Genomic DNA, 24,800 nt, shown 5'->3' with positions numbered 1-24,800 from the left:
GCTAGAACTCTAACTCCGCACTGAAGTAGAGCACGTGGCGCTGGTCGTAGTTATTGTCGGGCCAGGTAGTGGGCTGGTTATCGAGCCGTTGTTGCAACATGCCGGCCAGCTCCAGGTTGGCTTTGCCCAGGGCAATGCGTTTGGCCACCCGCATGTCGACCCGTTGGAAGCGGTATTGGTTGAGTGCATCGTCGCCATAATAGAACAACGCACTGGACCAGCCGGCGCCCCACTCATGCATCCAGCCGGCCGAGCCGCTGTTGCGGGCTGTTTGTTGCTGGTCGAGCGGGTTGCTGGCGCTGGCGTCGACGTAAGCATAGGTCAGCCGCAGGCGGTCGGCAGTGCTTACGTGCCAGTCGAGCTGAGTTTCAGTACCGATAAAGCGCGAGCTGTTGGTGTTGCTGGCAATGTACTGATTGTTGCGCAACGGTTCGCTGATCATGCCGGTGATTTCGTCATAGAACAGCTTCACGTCGAGGTTCAGCCCGATGTCGGCGAAAAAGCCGTTGTAGCCCAGCTCCCGGGAGCGCATCAACTCCTTGTCGAGATTGCCCGGGCCGCGTGTCTTGACGAAGTACTGGCCAGAGGTCTGCCCATAGGTAGGGGAGCTGAGGTTGGTGACTCGGTAGCTCCAGTTGACGTTGTTCTCGAACATGTCCGGCGAGCGGATGGCTTCGGAGTAAACGGCGCGCAAGCCGTGGCGCGGGTTGATCAGGTAGTTGACCGCGACCCTTGGCGTCAGTGAGTTACCGCTCAGGTGGGTGTTTTCGTACATCGCGCCGCCCTGTAGCAACCAGTGCTCGCTGGCGCGCCACTCCAGGTGGCCGAACAGGCGCCAGGTGGTGTCGTCGAGGGTGCCGTTAAAGTAGGTGTCGGAGTCGGCGCGGTCATAGCGGTAATTCAGGCCACTGACCAGGCGCAGGCTGTCGGACAGGCTCAGGGTGTCTTGCAGTTCCAGGTCGTAGCGGCTTTCCTTGGTGCTTTGGTCGATGTTGCCGCAGACGCTGTCTTGGCCGCCGTTTTTCCATTGGCCCAGGACTTGGTTGCCTAGGGCCTGTTCGGCCGCACTGCCCGGTGGCGCGCCATTCTGGCTGAATGCTTTCATATTCCGCGCCAACTTCTCGGCATAGTTGGGATTGAGCTGCCACAGTTGCGTCAGTTCGGGGCTGAACGAGACTTTGGCATCGCAGGCTTTCCAGATTTGCCGGCGATCCCATTGCTGGGCCGAGCCCTGGATATACAGGCTGTGGTCGGGATTGAAATCGAAATTCCAGCGCAACGAGCCGGCATAGTCCTTGGCGGTGACGTCGGAATTGGTGCCGTTTTCGGTAATCTTGCCAAACACGGGTGTGTAGGCGTAGGGGCGCTGGTTGGTCCCTTCCTTGGCGCTCAATTGCCAATCGATGCTTTGTTGCTGGTTCAAGGTCTGGCTGACAGCCAGGCTGAAGCGACTCAGGCGCCTGCTGTCGCGGCGGTCGGCACCGACACGGTCGCTGTCAAAACCATCGTCCTGTTGCCCGGACAGTGAAAGTCGCAGGTCGCCGGTTTCCCAGCCCATGCCTTGGCTGGCGTACCAGTCGTTGATCCCGCGCTCGCCCCGGATGACTTTCATCCGCGTGCCCTGGCTGTTGGCCGGTGAGCGGGTGAGGATGTTGACCACTGCCATCAGCGCGTTGGCGCCATAGCTGACTGTGTTGGGCCCACGGAACACTTCGATGCGTTCGATATCCTCCATGGCTACTGGGATGTCGCTCCAGTCCACGGTGGCCAGGCCTGCGCGGTACACCGAGCGGCCGTCGATGAGCACCTGCATGCGCCGCGCTTCACTGGCATTGGTGCCGTGATAGTTGACGGCGGCCTGGTTGCCTGTGGTGTAGCCGACCATCATCCCCGGCACCAGCCGCAGCAGCTCGGCGATGTCCCGTGCGCCGCTGGCCTTGATCAGTTCGCTGTCGAGCACCGTCATGCTGCCAGGTACGGCAGCAGCCGACTGCTTGAGCCGGGTGGCGGTCAGGACTTGCGGCAGCGGTTGGCTGTCGAGGAAAAGATCGTCGGCGAGCAGCGGGGCACTGAACAACAGCGCCAGAAAGAAGGATGAGCGAGGAGGATGGCCCAAATACACGGCACGGCCTTGATAATTACTGATAGCCGCCCATGTTAACCGAGGCGGGGGCTTTTGCCAGTCGCTGCCATCGCAATTACTGTGCTTCACTCGGTCTTTTTCCGACAAGCGCGGGAAATCAAACGGGGGCTGGCCGCCAGCAGGTCGGCCCGTATAATGCCGTCATCGCCACTGGTATGGATTAACGAATTGCATATGACTGAACAGCGCCCTATTGCGGTCCTGGGAGGCGGAAGTTTTGGTACCGCCGTGGCTAATCTGCTGGCTGAAAACGGTCATCAGGTACGTCAGTGGATGCGCGATCCCGAGCAGGCCGAGGCCATTCGAGTTAACCGGGAAAACCCTCGTTACCTCAAAGGCATCAAGATTCATCCCGCTGTCACGCCGGTCACCGACCTGCTGGCGACTCTGGACGCGTGCGACTTATGCTTCATCGCCCTGCCGTCCAGCGCCTTGCGTTCGGTGCTGGCGCCCCACGCCGAGCGCCTGGCCGGCAAGCTGCTGGTCAGCCTGACCAAAGGCATCGAGGCCCACACCTTCAAGCTGATGAGCGAAATCCTCGAAGAGATCGCCCCTCAAGCGCGTATCGGTGTGTTGTCCGGGCCGAATCTGGCGCGGGAAGTAGCCGAGCACGCGCTGACCGCAACGGTGGTCGCCAGCGAGGACGAGGAACTGTGTGAGCGGGTCCAGAAAGTACTGCATGGCCGCACCTTTCGCGTCTACGCCAGTGCCGATCGTTTTGGCGTGGAGTTGGGCGGGGCGCTGAAAAACGTCTACGCGATCATTGCCGGTATGGCCGTGGCGCTGGGCATGGGGGAAAACACCAAGAGCATGCTGATTACTCGTGCGCTGGCGGAAATGACCCGTTTTGCGGTCAATCAGGGGGCCAACCCGATGACGTTCCTGGGGTTGGCCGGCGTGGGTGACCTGATCGTCACCTGCTCGTCGCCGAAAAGCCGCAACTATCAGGTCGGCTTCGCCCTGGGCCAGGGTTTGAGCCTGGAGGACGCGGTAACGCGCCTGGGTGAAGTGGCCGAAGGGGTCAACACCCTGAAAGTGCTGAAGGCCAAGGCCCAGGAAGTCGGTGTCTATATGCCGTTGGTCGCCGGTTTGCATGCGATTCTGTTCGAAGGGCGCACCTTGAACCAGGTAATCGAGCTGCTGATGCGCGCCGAGCCGAAAACCGATGTCGATTTTATTTCCACCAGTGGTTTCAACTGAGGAACGCGCGATGAACGATCCGAAAACGCCACCCAAATATGAATCCATTGCCCTGCGCATCCTGTGGATGCTGGTGTTTGCCCTGGTATGGCAAGTAGCGCAGTTCCTCCTGGGCGCGCTGGTGGTGGTGCAACTGATCTACCGCCTGGTCTATGGCTCACCGAACCTGAGCCTGATGAACGTTGGCGACAGCCTCAGCCAGTTTCTGGCGCAGATCGGCCGTTTCGGCAGCTTCCACAGCGAGCAGAAGCCTTGGCCGTTCGCCGATTGGCCAACCCCCCGTGCTCCGGAAGGCGAAGCTGCCCACAGCGTGCCGCCGGCACCGCATCCAGTGCGTGATGAGGAGCCGAAGCTATGAAAGTGTGGGTATTGCGTCACGGTGAAGCCGAGAGTCATGCCCGCAGTGATGCCGAGCGCAACCTGACTGACCATGGCCGCGAAGAAGTATTGCGCAGTGCGGCCCATCTGATCGGCCAACCGATCAAAGCCATCATCGCCAGCCCTTATGTACGGGCGCAGCAGACGGCGCAATTGGTGCGTGAGGCGTTGGGATTTGAGCCGGGAGTACGCACGGAGCCCTGGTTGACTCCCGATTGCAGTCCACTTCAGGTGCTGGATAAGCTCGACACCGATGACAATGTGCTGTTGGTCAGTCACCAGCCGTTGGTGGGAAGTTTGATCAGCTTCTTGCAGCATGGGCACCTGCGCCAGCCGCATCCCATGAGCACCGCGAGCCTGGCGGAGCTGGAAGGGGATTTCCCGTTGGCGGGGTTGATGAGCCTCAATAGCGTCAAGAATCCCTGACCCATCGCGCTCCATTTTTGTGTGCTATATAGTCAACCAAGCAAGTGCTTGGTTGGCTATCGTCGGAACACACAGGAGCGCGTCCCATGTCTGTCGCTTTTCGTTTGCCGTTGCAGGTCTTCTTCGAACGTGAAGCGCGCCATCCGCGCCAACGGTTTCTGGTCCAGCCCATCGGCGGCGGTCAAGTGCAGACCCTCACCTGGGGCGAGGTCGGCCATCAGGCCCGCTGCGCCGCGCACTGGTTGCGCTCGCGTGAACTGCCCCAGGGTTCGCACATTGCCCTGATCTCAAAAAACTGCGCCCACTGGATCATCGCCGACCTGGCGATCTGGATGGCCGGGCATGTTTCTGTGCCGCTGTATCCCAACCTCACTGCTGATTCCGTCGCCCATGTCCTGGAGCATTCCGAGGCGGCCCTGGCGTTTATCGGCAAGCTGGACGACTGGCCTGCCATGGCCCGCGGGTTCAAGGCTGGCTTGCCCACCATCAGTCTGCCGCTGTGCCCCGAGGGTGACTTCGATTACACCTGGGCCGACCTGCAGGGCTGTTCACCGATCCAGGACGACCCGGCGCCTGCGGCGTCTGATTTGGCCACCATTATTTACACCTCCGGCACCACTGGGCTGCCCAAGGGCGTGATGCACAGTTTTGCCGCACTGGGCTTTGCCGCCGTGCGTGGTACCCAATTGTTCAGCCTGGGGGAGGGCGATCGCCTGTTGTCCTACTTGCCGCTGTGTCATGTGGCAGAGCGGATGTTTGTCGAGATGGCCTCGATCTACACCGGGCAGACGGTGTTTTTCGCCGAAAGCCTCGACACTTTTCTGGTGGATCTGCAGCGGGCCCGGCCAACGGCTTTGTTCGGTGTGCCCCGGATCTGGACCAAGTTCCAGATGGGCGTCTACAGCAAAATCCCGGAAAAGCGCCTGGAGCGGTTGTTGAGCCTACCGTTTATCGGCAAGCGCGTGGGCCACAAGGTGCTCGTCGGGCTGGGGCTGGACGCGGTGCGTGTCGCGCTTTGCGGGGCAGCACCAGTGCCCGAGGCGTTGCTGCGCTGGTATCGGCGCCTGGGCCTGGATGTGCTGGAGGTCTACGGCATGACCGAAAGCTGCGGCTACTCCCATATCTGTCGCCCCGGCCAACAGAAAATCGGCTGGATTGGCCTGCCGTGCCCGGAGGTTGAGGTGCGCATTGATCCTGCCGGGGAAGTCCAGGTGCGCAGCGGTGCAACCATGCTCGGTTACTTCAAGGACCCGGTCAAAACAGCCGAGACGATTACCGAGGACGGTTTCCTGCGCACTGGCGACAAGGGCGAGCAGGATGCCGAAGGCCGTTTGCGGCTTACCGGGCGCCTCAAGGATATATTCAAGACCAGCAAGGGCAAATACGTGGCGCCAGCGCCCATTGAAAACCGCCTGGCGGAGCATGGGCGGATCGAGCAGGTGTGCGTCGTGGGTGATGGCATGGCTGCGCCGATGGGTCTGTGTGTGTTATCGGCGGTGGGCGTGCAAGAGGCGGCCGGTGCTGCGCGTCATGCCTTGCAAAGCAGCCTGGAGCGCCTGCTGGAGGAGGTCAACCAAGCCCTGGATAAACATGAGCGCTTGCATCGACTGGTGGTGGTGAAAGACAGTTGGGCAGTGGAAAACGGTTTTCTGACCCCCACCCTGAAGATCAAGCGCAATGTTATCGAGTCAAAGTACGGGGCACAGTTCCAGGCCTGGAGCGAGCGTTCCGAGCTGGTGCTGTGGCAGGATTGAGCACTCATAAAATCAATAAGGACACGTAAATGAGCCTGTGGCGCACCCTTCCCAATATCGAGCAATTGAATGGCATCCAGAAAAACACCATCGGTGAAGTGCTGGATATTCGCTTCGAAGCGTTTGACGATCAATCCCTGACCGCCAGCATGGTGATCGATCACCGCACCCATCAACCCTATGGCTTGCTGCACGGGGGGGCCTCGGTGGTGCTGGCGGAAACCGTGGGCTCCATGGCCAGCTACCTGTGCATCGACGCCAGCAAGTTCTATTGCGTGGGCCTGGAAATCAACGCAAATCACCTGCGGGGCCTGCGCTCCGGGCGTGTCACGGCGGTGGCCAAGGCTATCCATATCGGTCGCACTACCCATGTCTGGGACATTCGCCTGACCAGCGATGAAGGCAAGGCCAGTTGTGTATCGCGCCTGACAATGGCGGTGGTGCCTTTGGGCGAGAGTCCGCCGGCACGATAGGCGTAGCGTGAGTGTCATCATTCCTGGCAGTTACAGTCATTGCTGTTGGTGCCGCACATGGTGACAATCAACCTCTGTTTTTAGTGATGGAACCGGTATGTCGCAGCACGTGTTTTTCGCTCACGCCAATGGCTTTCCTTCGGCGACCTACGGCAAGTTGTTTGCTGCCCTGGCCCCGGAGTACGTCGTCGCACATTTACCGCAGCACGGTCATGACCCCAGGTTTCCGGTGGACGACAACTGGCAGAACCTGGTGGACGAGTTGATCCACCACCTCGAACAGCAACCGGAGCCAGTGTGGGGCGTGGGCCATTCCCTGGGTGGCGTGCTGCACCTGCACGCCGCCATGCGCTGCCCGCATCTGTATCGCGGGGTGGTGATGCTGGACTCGCCGGTATTGACCTTGGCCGACCGCTGGGTGATTCGTGCGGCCAAGCGTTTTGGTTTTATCGACCGCCTGACTCCGGCCGGTCGTACCCTGGGTCGGCGCGAAGAGTTCGCCGACCTCGACACCGCCCGCAGTTACTTTTCCGGCAAGACCCTCTTTCGCGGCTTTGACCCTGAATGCCTGGAAGCCTATTTGCAACATGGTTTGCACCAGGTGGGCGACCGCCTGCGCCTGTGTTTTGACCCAGCTACCGAGATCAGCATCTACCGCGGGGTGCCCCACACCAGTCCCGGGCAGACCCGGCAATTGAAAGTGCCGCTGGCGGTGGTGCGCGGTCGGCAGAGCCGGGTAGTCATGCGCCACCATGCCAGTGGTGTGGCACGTCTGCCCATGGGCGAGATGCTGAGCATGCCCGGCGGCCACATGTTTCCCCTTGAGCGCCCCCAGGACACCGCGACCTTGATCAAGAACCTGTTTGCCCGCTGGGAAACCCGCCAACGCGAGCGCAGTTGCGCATGACCACACCCGTCGAAGAGGTTCGCCTCAGCCTGCCGCATATTGAGCTGGCCGCGCATTTGTTCGGGCCTGAAGACGGTCTGCCGGTTATCGCCCTGCATGGCTGGCTGGACAACGCCAACAGCTTCGCCCGCCTGGCCCCCCAACTCAGTGGCTTGCGCATCATTGCCCTGGACATGGCCGGCCACGGTCACTCGGCCCACCGGCCGGCGGGGGCCGGTTATGCCTTGTGGGACTACGTCCACGATGTGCTGCAAGTGGCCGAACAACTGGGCTGGAAACGTTTTGCATTACTTGGTCACTCCCTTGGTGCCATCGTTTCCCTGGTGTTGGCCGGCGCCTTGCCCGAGCGTGTGACGCACCTGGGGTTGATCGACGGCGTGATCCCGCCGACCGCCACCGGCGAGAATGCCGCCGAGCGCCTGGGAATGGCGTTGCAGGCGCAGTTGAACCTGCAAGACAAGCGCAAGCCGGTGTACAGCACCCTTGATCGTGCCATCGAAGCGCGGATGAAAGGCGTGGTGGCGGTCAGCCGTGAAGCCGCCGAACTCCTGGCCCAGCGGGGGCTGATGCCGGTGCCGGGTGGTTATACCTGGCGCAGCGACAGCCGCTTGACCCTGGCTTCGCCGATGCGCCTGACGGAAGAACAGGCCATGGCGTTCGTGCGCAGAGTTGCCTGTCCGACACAGTTGGTGGTCGCCGAAGACGGCATGCTGGCGAAACATCCCGAACTGTTTTCCCAGCTTCCGTTCAATGTGGCGCGGTTGCCCGGAGGCCATCATTTGCACTTGAACGACGCATCCGGTGCTGCCCTTGTTGCAGACTGTTTCAATCGGTTCTTCACCATGCCTTGACTTGGCGGGGGCAACTGCCGAGGCTGGGCGGATTGAAAGGGAGTCAACCATGAACGATTTCAACACCGCAGCGACCCCGAATGGCCAGGGCTTGCTGAGCCGATGAGTATGCCGAAAGGATTTATCCGTATTTTGGGTCTGTGCTGTTTCAGCCCGCTGGTGTTCGCTGCCGACTTGCCAGGAAGCCAGGATTTGCCAGCCGTGGCTCGTCAGGCCGATGCACAGATCGTCGATTACCGCCCGGCGCAAGAGAAGGAACGCATCTACCCGATGGGTTCGATCCGCAAGATCAGCGGCCAGTTGCGCTACGAAGGCCAGGCCACTGCTCGCGGCCAGGCCACGGCCATCACCTATGAGTTGCCCGCCGAACACACCTCCAGTGCCGCCTTCACCGCGACGCGCGAAGCGTTGCAGGAGCAGGGTGCGCAGTTGCTGTTTTGGTGCCAGGCGCGTGATTGCGGGGAAAGCAGCCTGTGGGCCAATGAGGTCTTCGGCAATGCGAAGCTGGTAGGTGCCGACGGCCAGCAGGAATATCTGCTGCTACGCCTGGCGGCCCCCCAGGACAACTCCCTGGTGGCGCTGTATGGCATCACCCGTGGCAATCGTCGGGCCTATCTGCATGTCGAGCAACTCGACGCCAGTGCGCCATTGGGGGATTTGCTGCCGACCTCGGCAACCCTGTTGCGCGAGCTTAAAAGTACGGGCGAGCTGGACTTTCCCACTCTGGGGGCCGATCTTGACGCCACGTGGCTGACCTTGATTTCCCGTGGATTGAACCTGGACGCCACCTTGCGGGTCAGTCTGACAGGCCCCAATGCCGAAGCCTGGCGTCAGGGCTTGATCGACAAGGGCGTGCGTGCCGCGCGGATGGAAACCGGGACCGCCGAGGCCAAGGGCCTGCACCTGCAATTGCTGCGCTGACCGTTTCAGGGCGAACGGACCCGCGCCGTTCGCCTAAGCTCTCCTCTTACAGACTTCTTTTCGAGAAACCACATGCTCAACAACGATCGCCTGCTGGTGCAGATCCTGCTCCTGGTGCTATTTGGTGCCAGCTTCTGGGTGATGGCGCCGTTCTGGTCGGCGCTGTTCTGGGGCGCGGTGCTGGCCTTTGCCAGTTGGCCGTTGATGCGCCTGCTGACCCGCTGGCTGAAGGGCCGAGAATCCCTGGCTGCCGGGGTCCTGACGCTGGGCTGGATGCTGCTGGTCGCTGTGCCTCTGGTTTGGCTGGGATTCAACCTGGCCGACCATGTGCGTGATGCCGTGGTGCTTATCAAGGACATCCAGGTCGACGGCTTGCCCGAAGCGCCAAGCTGGCTGGGCTCACTTCCCTTTGTCGGCGAGCGGCTGGTGGGCCTGTGGGACAGCATCGACCAGCAGGGCGCTGCCTTGATGGTGACCCTCAAGCCGTACCTGGGGCAGGTCGGCAACTGGCTGCTGGGCCGCAGTGCGCAGATTGGCGGCGGGATACTGGAGCTGACCCTGAGCCTGGTGTTCGTGTTCTTTTTCTACCGCGATGGGCCACGGCTGGCGATGTTCATCCATCGCTTGCTGGAGCGCCTGATTGGCGACCGCGCCGGTTACTACATCGAATTGGTGGCGGGTACGGTGCAGCGGGTGGTCAACGGTGTGATCGGCACCGCTGCGGCTCAGGCGGTGCTGGCACTGATCGGCTTCATGATCGCAGGTGTGCCTGGGGCGTTGGTGCTGGGGGTCGTCACCTTCCTGCTCAGCCTGATCCCCATGGGCCCGCCGCTGGTGTGGATTCCGGCCACGGCCTGGTTGGCCTGGAAGGGCGATTACACCTACGCGGTATTCCTCGGTGTTTGGGGCACTTTTATCATCAGCGGCGTCGACAATGTGCTCAAGCCGTACTTGATCAGCCGCGGCGGCAACCTGCCATTGGTGATCGTGCTGCTGGGGGTGTTCGGCGGGTTGATTGCGTTCGGCTTTATCGGTTTGTTTATCGGGCCGACCTTGTTGGCGGTGGCTTATAGCCTGTTGACCGATTGGAGTACGACGCAGGCTCAGGCGCGGCGAGAAGACAAGCCTGGTCAGCCTGAATGATCAGGCGCGGGGCAACCACATCACCGCCGTCAGCCCACCGCCTGGCGTCTCTTCCAGGCCCAGCTTTCCACCGAGCCGCTCCACCGCCTCCTTGGCGATGGTCATCCCCAGCCCTACGCCGCCGGAGTTGCGGTTGCGCGAGCCTTCCAGGCGATAAAACGGTTCAAACACCGCTTCGCGCTTGTCGGCGACAATTCCCGGCCCATGGTCGATCACTCTGATCACCAGCGCCTGGGGACTGTCCGCCAACTCGATGTGGGCAGTGCCGGCATAGCGCAGCGCGTTATCCAGCAGATTATTCAGGCATGAGCGCAGGGCCATCGGCTGCACCTGCAACGGCACGGATTCACCGCTGCATTGAACGTCCGAGCCCTGGTCCTGGGCGTTTTCGCTGAGCGACTGCACCAGCGCCTGGACGTCCAGCCACTGTCGGCTTTCGCCGGTGCGTTGTTCGTGCAGGTAGCTGAGGGTGGCATCGAGCATGCCGATCATGTCGTTCAGGTCCTGGCGCATCTGGCCCTGCAACTTTGTGTCCTCGACCTGTTCAAGGCGTAGCTTGAGCCGTGACAGCGGGGTGCGCAGATCGTGGGAGACGGCGCCAAGCATGCGTGCCCGTTGGCTGACCTGCTCGCGGATACGTTTTTGCATCATGTTAAACGTCGACGCCGCTTGTCGGGCTTCCCGAGGGCCGGATTCGCTCAGTGGCGGGCTGTCCAGATCAAGGCTCAAGCGCTCGGCCGCCGCGCTCAAGCGCTGGATCGGCCGGCTGAGCAGCTTGGCGCCGTACCAGGCCGCGATGATTAGCGAGATAAACTGAAAGGTCAGTGGCACCAGCGGGCCGCCAAACCAGGGGCGCGTAGGGTGCTTGCGCAGCAGGGTTGGCGTCGTGCTGTCTGCTTGTTCCAGCGTCGCCTCGGCTGACTCTGGGGGCGGAGGAGGAGGGTCATAGTGGTGAAACCAGAAGATGGCGAGCACATGGGCCAGTACGATGGCCACCAGCAACACACCGAACAACCGGCCGAACAGGGTGTTGAAGGCGTTGCGCATCAGCCGATATCCCGGGCGTCGAACAGGTAGCCTTCGCCGCGCACGGTCTTGATCAATTGCGGGGCTTTGGGGTCATCGCCCAGTTTTTGCCGCAAGCGCGAGACCAGCAGGTCGATGCTGCGATCAAAGGCTTCGATGGAGCGACCACGGGCCGCATCCAGCAGTTGTTCGCGGCTCAATACCCGGCGCGGGCGTTCGATGAATACCAACAGCAAGCGAAACTCGGCGTTGGACAGCGGCACTACCAGGCCGTCATCGGCCACCAGTTGGCGCAGCACGCTGTTGAGTCGCCAGTTGTCGAAACGGATATTGGCCCGCTGTTCAGTGCGGTCATCGCGTACCCGGCGCAGGATGGTCTGGATGCGCGCCACCAGTTCTCGGGGTTCGAAGGGCTTGGACATGTAATCGTCGGCCCCCAGTTCCAGGCCAATGATGCGGTCGGTGGGTTCACAGCGGGCGGTGAGCATCAGGATCGGGATGTCCGACTCGGCCCGCAACCAGCGGCACAGCGACAAGCCGTCTTCGCCGGGCAGCATCAGGTCGAGTACCACCACGTCGAAGGTTTCGGCTTGCATGGCCTGGCGCATGGCGGTGCCGTCGGTCACGCCGCTGGCGAGAATATTGAAGCGCGCCAGGTAATCGATCAGCAGTTCGCGGATCGGCACATCGTCGTCGACGATCAGCGCGCGGGTGCTCCAGCGTTTTTCATCAGCGGGAATCGCGCCTTTTTGCTCGTTATTCAGCAGAACGGAAGGGGTATGCATGGTGCGATCATCTGCCTGGTTGGCCGCCACGCCCAGAGACGGCGGCTAGGTTGTTGCGTTCAGCATAGGCGCCCAGCCCGATGGCTGGAAGTGCTGGACTTTCGGGTCTTGCGAGGGAGGCTAAGCTGCGGGGGTATTGCAGGCATGTCATGAATGTATCGGCTTTGAAATATATTCCCGGCGACCGATAATATTGGCCATCAATGCGCGGAACCTGAGGATTTACCGATCATCGGACCCCGCAAAGGCGCTGCTTGCGCTACAATCCGCGCCGATTTCGACTTGCCTGAGAGCCCATTCCAATGTCCGTCTGCCAGACTCCTATCATCGTCGCCCTGGATTACCCCGCCCGTGACGCCGCACTGAAGCTGGCTGACCAGTTGGACCCCAAGCTTTGCCGGGTCAAAGTCGGCAAGGAACTGTTCACCAGTTGCGCCGCGGAAATCGTCGGTACTCTGCGTGACAAAGGTTTTGAGGTGTTCCTGGACCTTAAATTCCACGACATCCCCAACACCACCGCCATGGCGGTCAAGGCCGCCGCCGAAATGGGCGTGTGGATGGTCAATGTGCACTGCTCCGGCGGCCTGCGCATGATGGCCGCCTGCCGTGAAGTGCTGGATCAGCGCAGCGGTCCCAAGCCGCTGTTGATTGGCGTGACCGTGCTGACCAGCATGGAGCGTGAAGACCTGGCCGGGATCGGCCTGGATATCGAGCCACAGGAGCAAGTGCTGCGCCTGGCTGCATTGGCGCAGAAAGCGGGTCTGGACGGTCTGGTTTGCTCGGCACTGGAAGCCCAGGCGTTGAAAGCCGCCCACCCATCGCTGCAATTGGTCACTCCAGGGATTCGCCCGGCGGGCAGCGCCCAGGACGACCAGCGCCGTATCCTGACCCCACGCCAGGCGCTGGATGCCGGCTCCGATTACCTGGTGATCGGTCGCCCGATCAGCCAGGCGGCCGACCCGGCCAAGGCCCTGGCGGCGGTGGTGGCCGAGATCGCCTGACTCACTCGATCTCAAGGAAGGCTTGGTCAATGGGGGAACCGGGCTTGCCTGCGATGCAGGCGACCCGGTCTTTCAGTAACACCGAGGCGCTGCTATCGCCGCGATGCGGCGATCCGACCAGCCAGCCAGCTCCCACACTGACCATGCCCACTGGGTTGGGGCGGTGTATCAGTTGACCTTCAACACCAACTTCCCAAAGTTCTCCCCGTTGAACAATTTCATCAACGTTTCAGGGAACGTCTCCAGCCCTTCGACGATATCTTCCTTGCTCTTGAGCTTGCCCTGCGCCATCCAGCCGGCCATCTCCTGCCCGGCGGCGGCAAAGTTCGCCGCATGATCCATCACCACAAAACCTTCCATGCGCGCCCGATTGACCAGCAATGACAGGTAGTTGGCCGGCCCTTTCACGGCCTCTTTATTGTTGTACTGGCTGATGGCGCCACAGATCACTACCCGTGCTTTCAGCGCCAGGCGGCTCAGTACTGCGTCGAGAATGTCGCCGCCGACGTTGTCGAAGTACACGTCCACACCTTTCGGGCATTCGCGTTTGAGTCCGGCGTGGACGTCTTCGTTTTTGTAGTCGATGGCGGCGTCGAAGCCCAGTTCATCCACCAGGAATTTGCACTTGTCTGCACCGCCGGCAATCCCCACCACGCGGCAACCTTTGATCTTGGCGATTTGCCCGGCAATGCTGCCGACCGCACCGGCCGCACCGGAAATGACCACGGTCTCCCCGGCCTTTGGGGCACCGGTGTCGAGCAGGGCGAAGTAGGCGGTCATGCCGGTCATGCCCAACGCTGACAGATAACGTGGCAGTGGTGCCAGTTTTGGGTCGACCTTGTAGAAACCGCGGGGCTCTCCCAGGAAGTAATCCTGTACACCCAAGGCGCCGTTGACGTAGTCCCCGACGGCGAATTTCGGATTGTTCGAGGCGATGACCTTGCCGACGCCCAGTGCCCGCATTACTTCGCCGATGCCTACCGGTGGAATGTAGGATTTACCTTCGTTCATCCAGCCGCGCATGGCTGGGTCAAGGGACAGGTATTCATTGCGCACCAGAACCTGGCCGTCCACAGGAGTACCCACCGGCACTTCCTGGTAAGTAAAGGTTTCCCGGGTGGCCGCGCCGACCGGACGATTGGCGAGCAGAAATTGGCGGTTGGTCTGGGCAGTCATGGCAGGGACTCTCAATAAATGAACCTTGATTGATAGACCCTCTCGGCCCGAGGGGCAAGCGGTGCCGAGGGTGCGAATGGCCGTCGATACACTGCGCTGATAGTGATCCATGCTGGTTCATCACTACCACTCATGAGTACACAACCGGCCTTCTGATAGTGCTGACGCGCGGTTGCTGCCACTGGCTAGACTGGGCCAACAGGTATTCATCTAAGGACATAACCATGAGCATGATATTTTCCGGCCAGGTCGCCCTGGTGACCGGTGCGGCTGCGGGTATAGGCCGCGCTACGGCCCTGGCTTTCGCCGCAGAAGGCTTGAAAGTGGTGGTCGCCGATCTGGACGCGGCGGGCGGCGAGGGCACGGTCGCGCTGATCCACCAGGCCGGAGGCGAAGCGGTCTTCGTGCGTTGCAACGTCACCCTGGAAGCTGACGTGCAGCAGCTTATGCAGCAGGCTGTGGCTACCTATGGTCGGTTGGATTACGCCTTCAATAACGCCGGTATCGAGATTGAAAAAGGCAAGCTGGCCGACGGCAGCCTGGACGAGTTCGATGCCATCATGAGCGTCAACGTCAAGGGCGTGTGGTTGTGCATGAAATACCAGTTGCCTCTGCTCTTGGCCCAGGGCGGTGGGGCGATCGTCAACACGGCCTCGGTTGCCGGGTTGGGTGCGGCGCCGAAGATGAGTATCTATGCAGCTTCCAAGCACGCGGTGATTGGGCTGACCAAATCGGCGGCGATTGAGTATGCGAAGAAGAAAATTCGCGTCAATGCCGTGTGCCCGGCAGTGATCGATACCGACATGTTTCGCCGCGCCTATGAAGCCGACCCGAGAAAAGCCGAGTTTGCGGCGGCCATGCATCCGGTCGGGCGTATCGGTACGGTCGAGGAAATCGCCAGTGCGGTCCTCTATTTGTGCAGCGACGGTGCTGCGTTCACCACGGGTCAGGCGCTCGCCGTCGACGGTGGTGCGACTGCCATTTAGGGATCGATCGACAAGCCCTTGTACCGGTAGTGCAGCAAATCGTCAGCGCGGCGATCATTGTTCAACTGCTCAAGGTCAAAACCCTGACCGGCATCGGCACCTCGCGGTTCTCCGAGGCGGTAGTGGCCAGCCTTCTGGCCAATGGTACCTACCGCAAGTGGCTACAGCGCCTGCGTCGACGATTGAGCACGGAAATGGCGATGACCTTGCAGGTGCTGGAGGACGAGGAGTGGGAGGTCTTTGCCGTGCCGGCGGGTGGGATGTTCCTCAGGGCCAGGCCGGGCACAGGCGACAGGTCCATGCTGGAGGCGCGGGCCCGCAAATTAAGGGTGTTGCTTTCACCAGGGCCGTTGTTCAGCCCAACGGCAGAAAACAGCGACTGGTTGCGCATCAATGTGGCCTATGCTTCTGATCAACGTGCCCTGGCGCTGTTCAAGGCTATGGGCCCTGCAGGATCGACCTCCACCATTCTGAAAGCGACGGGCGTGTAGCTTTTTGCCATTATTCCGGCGCCAACGTCTTGTGCATCAGGGCCTCTCGTTGCGAATCTCGCTGTATGGACAGTGGGCTTGATGGCATTCGCCACTCCAAGAGGATTCAGTGCAATGATTTCGTCCGTGCAACGACGTTTTGCCAACCTCGGTATGGCAAGGAAACTGGGCCTGGGGTTTGCCTTGGTGCTGCTGCTGACGGCCTTGGTGGCTGCCATTGGCGTGTGGTCCCTGCAAACCATCGGGCAGCGGTTCGAAGGCCTCAAGGCCATGTCCTCGCTCAACAGTGGCCTGTTGAAGGTGCGCTTGATCGAGCAGGACTACGCACTGCACGCCGACCCCAAGTCCGTTGACGCCTTGCATGAAAGCGTCGATGCGTTGTTGGCCCAGGCGCAGATTCTCAAGGCGCAGTCTGCCGCCAACGTGCCGGTAATGACTGACGTGGAGCAGGCTCTGGGCGCCTATCGCAAGGCGTTTGACGAGTTTGTCGAACTGACCCAGGCCAAGGACCTGGCGCTGGAAATGGCCAGTTGGTCCGTCTCCAGCGTCTCCAATAACCTCGATGTGCTGCAGGCCGGGCTGGCCGATGATGGCGCTTATGGCCTAAAGGAAAGCCAGGGCAAGGAGGGCGCCGATTTTATCGAGCAGGCGGGTCAAGTCGGCCAGGTCTCGCGCTTGATGTTGCAAGCCATGAACGAAGCGCATGTGCGCCTGGATCAAAGCCGCAAGGGCGATGAGGAGAATGCCGGGCAAGGTAAGATCGAGCAGGCCGAGCAGGCCTTGGCCCAGGCCGAGCAACTGAAAACCACGGTCAAGGACCCCGGTTATCAAACGGTGCTCAATGAAGTGGCTGGGCATATCGCCGCCTTCAGCGAAAAACTCGGGGAATACACCGGCCTGCTGACCCAGGAAAAAGTGGTGTACCAGCAACTGCATGAGCGCGCCGACCAGGTCGTGTCACGCGTCAATCAGGCCTACGACGCCGAAGACCAATCGATGCAGGGGCAATTAAAGAAAAGCGCGTTGCTGATCATCGGTTCTTCGGCCCTGGCCTTGCTGGTGGGGCTGATTGCCGCGTGGGTGATCACCCGCTTGATTGTCGCGCCGTTGCGCAGCGTGATCGCCGTCGCCCAGCAAATTGCCGCAGGGGATCTCAGCGGTCGCATGGAAGTGAGCCGCCGCGATGAGATCGGCCAGCTCATGCTGGCGATGCAGCAGATGGGCAACGGTTTGAGCAGCATGGTCAGCGGCTTGCAGGCCGGTATCGAGCAATTGGCCAGTTCTGCCCATTCGTTGTCCAGCGTGACCGAGCAGACCAATATCGAAGTCAGCAGCCAGAAAGAAGAAACCGAACAAGTCGCCACGGCGATGAACCAGATGACTGCCACGGTGCACGACGTTGCGCGCAACGCCGAGGAGGCGGCCCAGGCGGCGCAGACAGCCGACGATAAGGTTGACAGTGGTCAGCGAGTGGTACGCCAGAGTTTGCAGCGCATCGAGCTGCTGGCCAGTTCTGCGACGTCCGCCAGTACCAGCATCGAGAGTTTGAGCGCAGAAATCCAGAACATCGGCACTGTGCTGGGTGTGATCAAAAGCGTGGCCGAACAGACTAATTTACTGGCGCTCAATGCGGCCATCGAAGCTGCACGGGCAGGCGAGCAAGGGCGCGGATTTGCAGTAGTGGCCGATGAGGTTCGGGCGTTGGCCAAGCGGACCCAGCAATCGACCGAAGAAATTGAGCGGCTGGTAAGTACATTACGCGGCGCGGCGCAGTCTTCGGTGCAGCAAATCAAGCAGAGCGGTGAGCTGGTCAAGCTGGCCGTGAGCGACGCCCTCGAAACGGAAAGTGCCCTGGGCAGTATTGCAGCAGCGGTGTCGTTGATTCAGCAGATGAACCAACAGATCGCGGCGGCGGCTGAGGAGCAAAGCTCGGTGGCCGAAGAGATCAATCGCAGCGTCACCAGCATTCGTGCCAGTGCCGATCAATCGGCATTGAGCATGCAGGGCAATGCCGCGTCGAGCATTGAGCTGGCGCACTTGGGGGCAGAACTCAAAGGGATGGTCGGGCACTTCCGCCTTTGATCGCTGCGCGGGCGCAGCGATCACATATGGCGGTCCCATAGGTAGCTCTGGCCGAGCAGGGCGACCGGGCCTCTTTCGTTAACGCAATGAAGCGCGCTTTTTTACCCTGGTCGCGAGTGTGGGGATAGGTGCAAGGTGATGGCATGTGGCAAGCCCCTTGCCACAAAATACCCCCTGGTCACAGGGGAGGGGGTGTCAGTCGTAAATCGCCTTCTTCTTCCAGTCCGCATCCGCATCCACGACTTTCAAGCCTTCGGTCAACTCATTGACCTCATCTTCGGCGGGCTGGGTGTTGGTCAGCACCGTAGAGTTGGCGCGGGCCAGTTGCTTTTCCAGGGACTGCAGTTGTTGGCGGTAGAGGGCAGGCTCAGGCTGCTTGCGCAGATACTGGACTCCGCGCTCAAACGCCAAACGCGCCTGACCCGGTTGGGCCTGTTGCAAGGCATGCTGGCCGAGGTTGTTGAAGAACTCAATGTGCAGCAGCACCAGGATGTGGCGAATTTCCTTGATCCAGTGCTTGGCCTCATTGGTCGGCAAAAAGCCGTCCTGGGCTGCGCGCGTGACTTGGCCGTGCAGAGCTTCCAGCAGGAAGCGCACGTCCTTGGCCTTGGCCTCGGTCTGAATCGGCCCTGGTGGGTTATTAACCGGAATCGATTCGCCCTGAGCCACCAGCGCGTTCAGTTCCGCAATGCGTGCCTTGAGGGCGGCGCTGGATTTACTCAGGTGCAGCAGGCGTTGATTGGCGTTCAGTTCCAGGCGGGTCAGCAACAGCTTGAGCGCCGGGGTCATCAATTGGCCAGGGAAGGTCTCGGTGATTTCGCCACAGCGCCGCAGACGGTCATTGAGCTCGATCTGGGTCCGGGCCTTTTCCAGTTTGTTGTTTTCCACCACGTGGTTCATGTAGCCAATGGCGATCAGTATTACGATCCCGGCTATTACCAGCAGGGTGATCATGAGTGGTGTCACCGGTGTGACCTCTTTATTGGATGTGTGTTGAAGTGTAGTGATTGGTGCGTGTGGCGGATAGGACTGATCGACGAGCTGAGTCAGTCCTTCCTCTATATAAGTAAGTGGTGCCTGTATGAATGCACATTGCCATCATTTGCTGGTGCGAACTATAACGTCTTGTAGGGCGCCAGAATATAGGCGCCAAACCTTGGGCGGCGAAAATGCCCGAGAGGGCCGGTAAAGAGCCGCGAAGTCATTGATTTAAATAAATATATCCTTGGGGGTTGACGACACCCCAGTCCATCCATACAATGCGCGCCACTTACAGCGTAAAGCACACAGCAAAGCGCAGTTGAGTAGTGAATGTTGTACGCGTGTCCCCTTCGTCTAGTGGCCTAGGACACCGCCCTTTCACGGCGGTAACAGGGGTTCGAGTCCCCTAGGGGACGCCATTGCGGGAATAGCTCAGTTGGTAGAGCACGACCTTGCCAAGGTCGGGGTCGCGAGTTCGAGTCTCGTTTCCCGCTCCATATTTAACAAAAACGCCGCTCAGCAATGAGCGGCGTTTTTGTTTGTGCGCGAAAAGCTCCAACTAAGTTTGAGTTACTCGCGCTCCGTTGCTTAGCGGTTTACAACAGCCTGTTCGCCAAGCAGGGCTGGAGGATGTCATGGATTTTTAATGTGAGCCCTGCACTGAGATTCACAACGGTGCCGCTAGCTCATTTTTCAGTGCGCGCAGTGGTTATTGCAGGTGTTTTGCTCCAGTTGCGAACGGCTTCGCAGTCTCAGACGAAAAACCATCGATTGTTCCTTGGCGCTTAAAGACATCGGCCTGGCAGGCGACACACTTCTTAAGTCCTAAGGAGTGTTTGCTATGAACGGTAAGTGTCTATCGATCGGTATCACCTTGCTGTTTGGATTGAGTGGTGCTTGCCTTGCGGCAGCGCCATCGAGCCACGGCGTTATCCAATTCACCGGGAGTATCGTCGAGTTGGGCTGTACGCATGGTATAGGGGCTAATTCGGTCCTGGAATTCAACGGCTGTCCGAGGTCGAGCCGAGGCAGGGCCATCAGCGCGGTTCGCGTTGCGCAGGTCGCCGAGGTCGAGGCATTGGATCACTCTGTCGTGGGTGTAAAACTGGTTTCCGACAGCGGTTCGACAGGGCGCTATTACGATCAACAGTACGCATTGATCGATGCTGCAGGAAAACCCGTACGCTCGGGCGCCTATCTGATTACCCTGACCTTTCCTTGATAAATATTGGCGAGCTCAGTCCAGGCTATAACGCACCGACAATGTCCCCTTCTTCTGCGAAAGGGCCGGAGTTGTTACCTGGCCCAGCTCCCCCAATGTCTGGACATGGGTTCCACGGCAGGCAAGCCTCGGGAAACCTACTTCACGTATTTCCCTTCCTTTCCAGCTTGTCTGGGGAGGTCCTGCGTAGCAGGCCGAGAGGTGGGGGAGGATGTCAACTGGTGGAGTGCATGGCGAGGGAGCCGACGTTGCGTTAATTGTGGAGCGAGGGTGCTCGCTCCTACAGTTGATCGCTAATCAGTGCTTGGGCTGGTCATTGGACATGGCCAACAACTGCTTTTCCTGGTTCCAGTCAAACGGTTCGTCATTCTGCTCGGCTTCGAAGCGACGCTCTTCCAGGGCCTGATACAGGTCCAGTTCGTCGTCCGGCATGAAGTGCAGGCAATCACCGCCGAAGAACCACAGCAGGTCGCGCGGTACCAGATGGGCAATTTGCGGGTAGCGCAGGATGACCTGGCTCATCATGTCCTGGCCCAGGTACTGGCTTTCGATTGGGTCGATGGGCAGCAGGGCGCGCAGTTCGTCGAAACGCTCCAGGAACAGCGCGTGGCTTTCCTCGGGAACCTGTTCGGCTTCACCGACGGCAACCAGGATGCTGCGCAGGTGGTCGAGCAAGGCAAGATGATCGGCAACGACGTTGGACACGAGATAAGTCCTCAAGAGCAAAACGGGCGCGAGAGTATATAGCTCTCGCGCCCGCTTTTATATGACCGTTGGACTCAGCGGACTTTTCCTTCCGTTTGGGCCAGCTCTTCCTTGCTGAAGTCATCCACGTCGATCACCTTGCGTCGTGCCGCTTCGGCGTCACGCAGGTTTTGCGCTTCTGCCGGTTGCAGCACACCAGCTTGCAGCGCGGCGTCGATGGCATTTTCCCCTGCTGCCGGCTTGAGCTGGCCGCTCTTGAGGGCTGAGTGGAGTTTTTTCTGTAATGGATGGCTGGCGGCCAGCAGGTCGTAGGCATGTTGCAGTGCGCCCACCGGGTCCTCGGCCGATTGCGGGCGATAGCAGCCAGCCAGCAATTCTTCCAGGGTTGGATCGCCCTTGGCACGGCCAATCACAGCGGCAACTTCGGCATCCAGAGCGTCGGACGGGCCCTTGTGGCGACGACCGAACGGGAACACGATCACCCGCAGCAGGCAACCCAGCACCTTGTTCGGGAAGTTGCTCAGCAGTTCATCCAGTGCCCGCTCCGAATGGCCGAGGCTTTCTTCCATGGCCCAGGCGAACAACGGACGCAGATGATCGGGTGAGTCGAGGTCGTGGTAACGCTTGAGCGCCGCCGATGCCAGGTACATATGACTGAGCACATCCCCCAGGCGCGCCGACAGGCGTTCGCGGCGTTTAAGTTCGCCGCCCAGCAGCATCATGCTCAGGTCTGCCAGCAGGGCAAACGCCGCTGCCTGACGATTGAGGGCGCGGAAATAGCCTTGGCTCAAACGGTTGCCAGGCGCTTTTTCGAAATGCCCGAAGCCCAGGTTCAGCACCAGGGTACTGGCGGCGTTACTCACGGCAAAACCGATGTGTTGCAGCAGCAGCCCATCAAACTCTTTCAGCGCCTGGTCATGGTCTTCTCGACCGGCCAGGGCCATCTCCTTGAGCACGAACGGATGGCAACGAATGGCCCCCTGGCCGAAGATCATCAGGTTGCGTGACAGAATATTTGCGCCTTCCACGGTGATGAAGATCGGCGCGCCTTGCCAGCTACGGCCCAGGTAGTTGTTGGGGCCCATGATGATGCCCTTGCCACCGTGTACGTCCATGGCGTGGCTGATGCACTCGCGACCGCGTTCGGTCAGGTGGTATTTGAGGATTGCCGACAGCACCGAGGGTTTTTCGCCCAGGTCTACCGCGTTGGCGGTGAGCATGCGCGCACTGTCCATCAGCCAGGCGTTGCCGCCGATACGGGCCAGGGCTTCCTGGATACCTTCAAAGGCCGACAGTGGTACGTTGAATTGTTCCCGCACCTGGGCGTATTGGCCAGTCACCAGGCTGGTGAACTTGGCTGCGCCAGTGCCGACAGCCGGCAGGGAAATCGAACGGCCCACCGACAGGCAATTCATCAGCATCATCCAGCCCTTGCCGAGCATTTCCTGGCCGCCGATAAGAAATTCCAGCGGGATGAATACATCCTTGCCGGAGTTAGGGCCGTTCATAAATGCCGCACCCAGCGGCAGATGACGGCGGCCAATCTCTACGCCGGGAGTTTCGGTGGGGATCAGCGCGAGGCTGATGCCCAGGTCTTCTTCATCGCCCAGCAGGTGATCCGGGTCGTAGGCCTTGAAGGCCAGGCCCAGCAAAGTGGCGACCGGGCCGAGGGTAATGTAGCGCTTTTCCCAATTCAGGCGCAGGCCCAGTGTTTCCTGGCCTTCCCATTCACCTTTGCAGATGACGCCGGTGTCGGGCATGGCACCGGCATCGGAGCCGGCCAGCGGGCCGGTAAGGGCGAAGCACGGAATATCATCACCACGGGCCAGGCGCGGCAGGTAGTGGTTGCGTTGTTCATCGGTGCCGTAATGCAGCAGCAGTTCAGCCGGGCCCAGTGAGTTGGGGACCATTACGGTGGAGGCGAGGTCGCCGCTGCGGGTCGCCAGCTTCATGGCGACCTGGGAGTGGGCGTAGGCCGAGAAACCCTTGCCGCCAAATTCCTTGGGGATGATCAGGGCAAAGAAGCCGTGCTGCTTGATGTGCTCCCAGGCGGCGGGCGGCAAGTCCATGGCCTGGCCGATTTCCCAGTCGCTGACCATGGCGCAAAGTTCTTCGGTAGGTCCGTCGATAAAAGCCTGCTCTTCTTCGGTCAACTGCACCTTGGGGTAGGCCAGCAGTTTGTCCCAGTCGGGGCGACCGCTGAACAGTTCGCCATCCCACCACACAGTGCCAGCGTCGATGGCGTCGCGTTCGGTCTCGGACATTGGCGGCAGAACTTTCTGAAACCAGTTGAACAGCGGCGCGGTGAAGTACTTGCGGCGCAGGTCCGGCAGTAGCAAGGGAGCGGCCACGACGGCGATCAGCACCCAGAAGACCAGCAGCAACCCGCCCGGCGCATGGCTGAAGGCGCCCATGGCCAGCAGGTAGACGGCGACCACACCCAGGGCGGGCAGGGGCGCGATGCGGCGGTGTGCCAGGTAGGCAATGCCGACCACCAGAACCAGTATCCACAACAACAGCATATTCAATCCTCCGTGAAACCAGGGGCGAAATCACCTCAGAGCTTAGTCGGCATCCGAACAAATGGGTGATCAGGGTGTTACGTGGTGTGCCGGGCAATGTTGTTAAGGTATGGGTGTCAGGCGCCGACATTTGGCCGAATCGTCGTTATCCCAGGGCCGGACCTGTGGTTAGACTCCAGGCTTGCCTCGGAGATTAACCCCATGAATGCGTACTTGAGTCCCAGCCGCTTCATCGATAGTGACCACCCAACGGTGGTGGAGTTCGCCGAAAAACACCGCGGTTCGAGTGCTGATCCCTGTGACCAGGCAGTCAGCCTTTATTACGCCGTCCGCGAGGCGGTGCGCTATAACCCTTACACCTTCAGCCGCGATCCGCAAACCCTGAGTGGCAGTTACGCCTTGGCTGCCGGCCAAAGCTATTGCGTGCCCAAGGCCACCCTGCTTGCTGCCTGCGCCAGGCATTGCGGCATACCGTCGCGCATCGGCCTGGCCGACGTGCGCAATCACCTGTCGACGCCGCGTTTGATCGAATTGCTCAGAAGTGACGTGTTCGCCATGCACGGCTACACCGAGTTGTATTTGCAGGGGCGCTGGGTCAAGGCCACGCCGGCGTTCAACCAGCAACTGTGTGAACTGTTCGACGTGCCGCCGCTGGATTTCGACGGTATCAACGACAGTGTTTTCCACCCGTTCAACCGTAAGGGCCAACGCTCCATGGAGTACGTGGTGGACCACGGGCAATTTGCCGATGTGCCCGAGGAATTCTTCTTCGCTCATCTGGAGAAATGTTACCCGCACCTGTTTGGCGAGCAGATGCCGATCCTGCTGGGGGACATGCAGAGCGATTTGAGCAAGGCGTGAACCGGCGTATGCTGCCTCGGCATTCATCCACCATGTTCATCAAGTCAGGGGCGGTCATGCTGAAAATCTGGGGTCGTAAAAATTCGTCAAATGTCAGGAAGGCACTGTGGTGCGCCGAGGAACTCGGCCTGGACTATGAGGCAATTGATGCGGGCGGGGCTTTTGGTGTGGTCGATACGCCGCAATACCGGGCGTTGAACCCGAATGGCCGGGTGCCGCTGATCGAAGATGGCGATTTTGTGTTGTGGGAATCCAACACCATCGTGCGTTATCTGGCCGCGCGCCATGCTGCGGATTCGAACTGGTACCCCGGCGATCTGCAAGCGCGAGCCAACGCTGAAAAATGGATGGACTGGACCACGTCCACCTTCGCTGAGCCGTTCAAGATCGTATTCTGGGGCGTGTTGCGTACCCCTGCTGAAAAGCAAAACTGGGACAACATCCACGCCGGGCGCCAAGCCTGCATCGACGTGTTGCAGACGGTGGACCAGGCCCTGGCCACGCAGCCCTACCTGTCGGGTGCCGAGATCGGCATGGGCGATATCCCCTTGGGCAGCTTCATTTACGCCTGGTTCGAGATGCCTATCGAACGGCCTGCGATGCCCAACCTAGAGGCCTGGTACCAGCGTCTTTGCCAGCGTCCGGCCTATCAAAAAGCGGTTATGACCGCGTTGACTTAATACTGACTATTAATACAGGTGACTGTACTTGTACGGCGCGGGCACGCACCATGGCTGTCATGCGCCGGCGTTGTATTGTCGGCCGC

22 protein-coding genes, 2 tRNA genes and 3 pseudogenes are annotated in these 24,800 nt (G+C 60.5%); 19 read left to right on the top strand and 8 right to left on the bottom strand.

Translation table 11 applies throughout. From position 1 onward, the window contains the following. Window position 1 precedes the first annotated feature (1 nt). Entirely contained in the window at window positions 2-2,122 is a 2,121-nt protein-coding gene (locus ACZRJ6_RS20795; RefSeq protein WP_463969691.1) for a TonB-dependent receptor plug domain-containing protein, read from the bottom strand. Between the two features lie 195 nt (window positions 2,123-2,317). On the opposite strand from ACZRJ6_RS20795, the gene ACZRJ6_RS20790 reads away from it, so the two are divergent. The 9 genes from ACZRJ6_RS20790 to ACZRJ6_RS20750 all read left to right on the top strand — a co-directional run bounded on the left by ACZRJ6_RS20790 (window position 2,318) and on the right by ACZRJ6_RS20750 (window position 10,196). Continuing rightward, window positions 2,318-3,343, top strand: coding sequence for an NAD(P)H-dependent glycerol-3-phosphate dehydrogenase (locus ACZRJ6_RS20790; protein ID WP_149411468.1), 1,026 nt, complete (start codon window positions 2,318-2,320; stop codon window positions 3,341-3,343). A gap of 10 nt (window positions 3,344-3,353) precedes the next feature. After that, a complete protein-coding gene (locus ACZRJ6_RS20785) occupies window positions 3,354-3,701 on the top strand; it encodes a DUF4389 domain-containing protein (RefSeq protein WP_463969692.1) in 348 nt (115 codons plus the stop codon). Continuing rightward, on the top strand, window positions 3,698-4,147 hold the full coding sequence (gene sixA / locus ACZRJ6_RS20780) for a phosphohistidine phosphatase SixA (RefSeq protein ID WP_463969693.1): 450 nt from the start codon (window positions 3,698-3,700) through the stop codon (window positions 4,145-4,147). Before ACZRJ6_RS20785 ends, sixA begins: the two co-directional genes overlap by 4 nt. Window positions 4,148-4,233: 86 nt before the next feature. Continuing rightward, window positions 4,234-5,901, top strand: coding sequence for an AMP-binding protein (locus ACZRJ6_RS20775; protein ID WP_463969694.1), 1,668 nt, complete (start codon window positions 4,234-4,236; stop codon window positions 5,899-5,901). 29 nt (window positions 5,902-5,930) lie between these two features. After that, on the top strand, window positions 5,931-6,374 hold the full coding sequence (locus tag ACZRJ6_RS20770) for a hotdog fold thioesterase (RefSeq protein ID WP_463969695.1): 444 nt from the start codon (window positions 5,931-5,933) through the stop codon (window positions 6,372-6,374). A gap of 97 nt (window positions 6,375-6,471) precedes the next feature. Beyond that, window positions 6,472-7,281: an alpha/beta fold hydrolase gene (locus ACZRJ6_RS20765; RefSeq protein ID WP_463969696.1), complete on the top strand. Its 810-nt coding sequence runs from the start codon at window positions 6,472-6,474 to the stop codon at window positions 7,279-7,281. Next, window positions 7,278-8,132, top strand: coding sequence for an alpha/beta hydrolase (locus ACZRJ6_RS20760; RefSeq protein WP_149411474.1), 855 nt, complete (start codon window positions 7,278-7,280; stop codon window positions 8,130-8,132). Before ACZRJ6_RS20765 ends, ACZRJ6_RS20760 begins: the two co-directional genes overlap by 4 nt. 102 nt (window positions 8,133-8,234) lie before the next feature. Continuing rightward, a complete protein-coding gene (locus ACZRJ6_RS20755; protein WP_463969697.1) occupies window positions 8,235-9,053 on the top strand; it encodes a DUF4892 domain-containing protein in 819 nt (272 codons plus the stop codon). A gap of 72 nt (window positions 9,054-9,125) precedes the next feature. Further along, window positions 9,126-10,196 (top strand): AI-2E family transporter, encoded by a 1,071-nt coding sequence (locus tag ACZRJ6_RS20750; RefSeq protein ID WP_463969698.1) that lies wholly within the window; start codon window positions 9,126-9,128, stop codon window positions 10,194-10,196. Here the strand turns inward: ACZRJ6_RS20750 and ACZRJ6_RS20745 are convergent, their stop codons facing one another. Next, on the bottom strand, window positions 10,197-11,243 hold the full coding sequence (locus ACZRJ6_RS20745; RefSeq protein ID WP_463969699.1) for a sensor histidine kinase: 1,047 nt from the start codon (window positions 11,241-11,243) through the stop codon (window positions 10,197-10,199). Then, window positions 11,243-12,007, bottom strand: a complete 765-nt coding sequence (locus tag ACZRJ6_RS20740; RefSeq protein WP_463969700.1) for a response regulator — start codon at window positions 12,005-12,007, stop codon at window positions 11,243-11,245. The genes ACZRJ6_RS20745 and ACZRJ6_RS20740 overlap by 1 nt, the downstream gene beginning before the upstream one ends. 302 nt (window positions 12,008-12,309) lie before the next feature. On the opposite strand from ACZRJ6_RS20740, the gene pyrF reads away from it, so the two are divergent. Continuing rightward, entirely contained in the window at window positions 12,310-13,008 is a 699-nt protein-coding gene (gene pyrF / locus ACZRJ6_RS20735; protein WP_463969701.1) for an orotidine-5'-phosphate decarboxylase, read from the top strand. A gap of 168 nt (window positions 13,009-13,176) precedes the next feature. Here the strand turns inward: pyrF and ACZRJ6_RS20730 are convergent, their stop codons facing one another. Continuing rightward, window positions 13,177-14,184, bottom strand: a complete 1,008-nt coding sequence (locus tag ACZRJ6_RS20730; RefSeq protein ID WP_463969702.1) for an NADP-dependent oxidoreductase — start codon at window positions 14,182-14,184, stop codon at window positions 13,177-13,179. 224 nt (window positions 14,185-14,408) lie between these two features. Here ACZRJ6_RS20730 and ACZRJ6_RS20725 point away from each other — a divergent pair, with 224 nt between their 5' ends. The 4 genes and pseudogenes from ACZRJ6_RS20725 (at window position 14,409) to ACZRJ6_RS20710 (ending at window position 17,743) form a co-directional block, all read left to right on the top strand. Then, complete coding sequence (locus tag ACZRJ6_RS20725; protein ID WP_463969703.1) at window positions 14,409-15,170, top strand: SDR family oxidoreductase; 762 nt, start codon at window positions 14,409-14,411, stop codon at window positions 15,168-15,170. A 44-nt stretch (window positions 15,171-15,214) separates the two neighbouring features. Continuing rightward, a pseudogene (locus tag ACZRJ6_RS20720) lies at window positions 15,215-15,661 on the top strand (PLP-dependent aminotransferase family protein); the annotation flags it as partial. Window positions 15,662-15,742: 81 nt separating this feature from the next. Then, window positions 15,743-16,882: pseudogene (locus ACZRJ6_RS20715) on the top strand (HAMP domain-containing protein); the annotation flags it as partial. After that, a complete protein-coding gene (locus tag ACZRJ6_RS20710) occupies window positions 16,862-17,743 on the top strand; it encodes a methyl-accepting chemotaxis protein (RefSeq protein WP_463993557.1) in 882 nt (293 codons plus the stop codon). The pseudogene ACZRJ6_RS20715 and the gene ACZRJ6_RS20710, both read left to right, overlap by 21 nt. A gap of 195 nt (window positions 17,744-17,938) precedes the next feature. Here the strand turns inward: ACZRJ6_RS20710 and ACZRJ6_RS20705 are convergent, their stop codons facing one another. Beyond that, a complete protein-coding gene (locus tag ACZRJ6_RS20705; protein ID WP_463969704.1) occupies window positions 17,939-18,709 on the bottom strand; it encodes a hypothetical protein in 771 nt (256 codons plus the stop codon). 358 nt (window positions 18,710-19,067) lie between these two features. Here ACZRJ6_RS20705 and ACZRJ6_RS20700 point away from each other — a divergent pair. From ACZRJ6_RS20700 to ACZRJ6_RS20690, 3 genes are all read left to right on the top strand, one after another. Next, window positions 19,068-19,143: transfer RNA gene (locus ACZRJ6_RS20700), tRNA-Glu, on the top strand. Between the two features lie 2 nt (window positions 19,144-19,145). Then, a tRNA-Gly gene (locus ACZRJ6_RS20695) sits at window positions 19,146-19,221 on the top strand. Between the two features lie 344 nt (window positions 19,222-19,565). Continuing rightward, a complete protein-coding gene (locus tag ACZRJ6_RS20690) occupies window positions 19,566-19,946 on the top strand; it encodes a type 1 fimbrial protein (RefSeq protein ID WP_463969705.1) in 381 nt (126 codons plus the stop codon). A gap of 15 nt (window positions 19,947-19,961) precedes the next feature. Here ACZRJ6_RS20690 and ACZRJ6_RS20685 read toward each other — a convergent pair. From ACZRJ6_RS20685 to ACZRJ6_RS20675, 3 genes and pseudogenes are all read right to left on the bottom strand, one after another. Continuing rightward, window positions 19,962-20,093 (bottom strand): annotated as a pseudogene (locus ACZRJ6_RS20685) (alanyl-tRNA editing protein); the annotation flags it as partial. A gap of 150 nt (window positions 20,094-20,243) precedes the next feature. Beyond that, entirely contained in the window at window positions 20,244-20,651 is a 408-nt protein-coding gene (locus ACZRJ6_RS20680) for a PA2817 family protein (protein WP_149411483.1), read from the bottom strand. A 74-nt stretch (window positions 20,652-20,725) separates the two neighbouring features. Further along, a complete protein-coding gene (locus ACZRJ6_RS20675) occupies window positions 20,726-23,173 on the bottom strand; it encodes an acyl-CoA dehydrogenase (protein WP_463969706.1) in 2,448 nt (815 codons plus the stop codon). 201 nt (window positions 23,174-23,374) lie between these two features. Between ACZRJ6_RS20675 and ACZRJ6_RS20670 the strand changes: the two genes are divergently transcribed. Both ACZRJ6_RS20670 and ACZRJ6_RS20665 read left to right on the top strand, forming a co-directional pair. Further along, window positions 23,375-24,034 carry a transglutaminase-like domain-containing protein gene (locus tag ACZRJ6_RS20670; RefSeq protein WP_463969707.1) on the top strand — a complete coding sequence of 220 codons (660 nt, stop codon included), beginning with the start codon at window positions 23,375-23,377 and terminating at the stop codon, window positions 24,032-24,034. A gap of 56 nt (window positions 24,035-24,090) precedes the next feature. Then, a complete protein-coding gene (locus ACZRJ6_RS20665) occupies window positions 24,091-24,714 on the top strand; it encodes a glutathione S-transferase family protein (protein WP_463969708.1) in 624 nt (207 codons plus the stop codon). Window positions 24,715-24,800 lie beyond the last annotated feature (86 nt).

It is taken from the genome of Pseudomonas sp. C321 (assembly GCF_055407105.1).
Note: the sequence above shows the minus strand (reverse complement) of the source record. Positions and strands in the feature narration are given on the sequence as shown.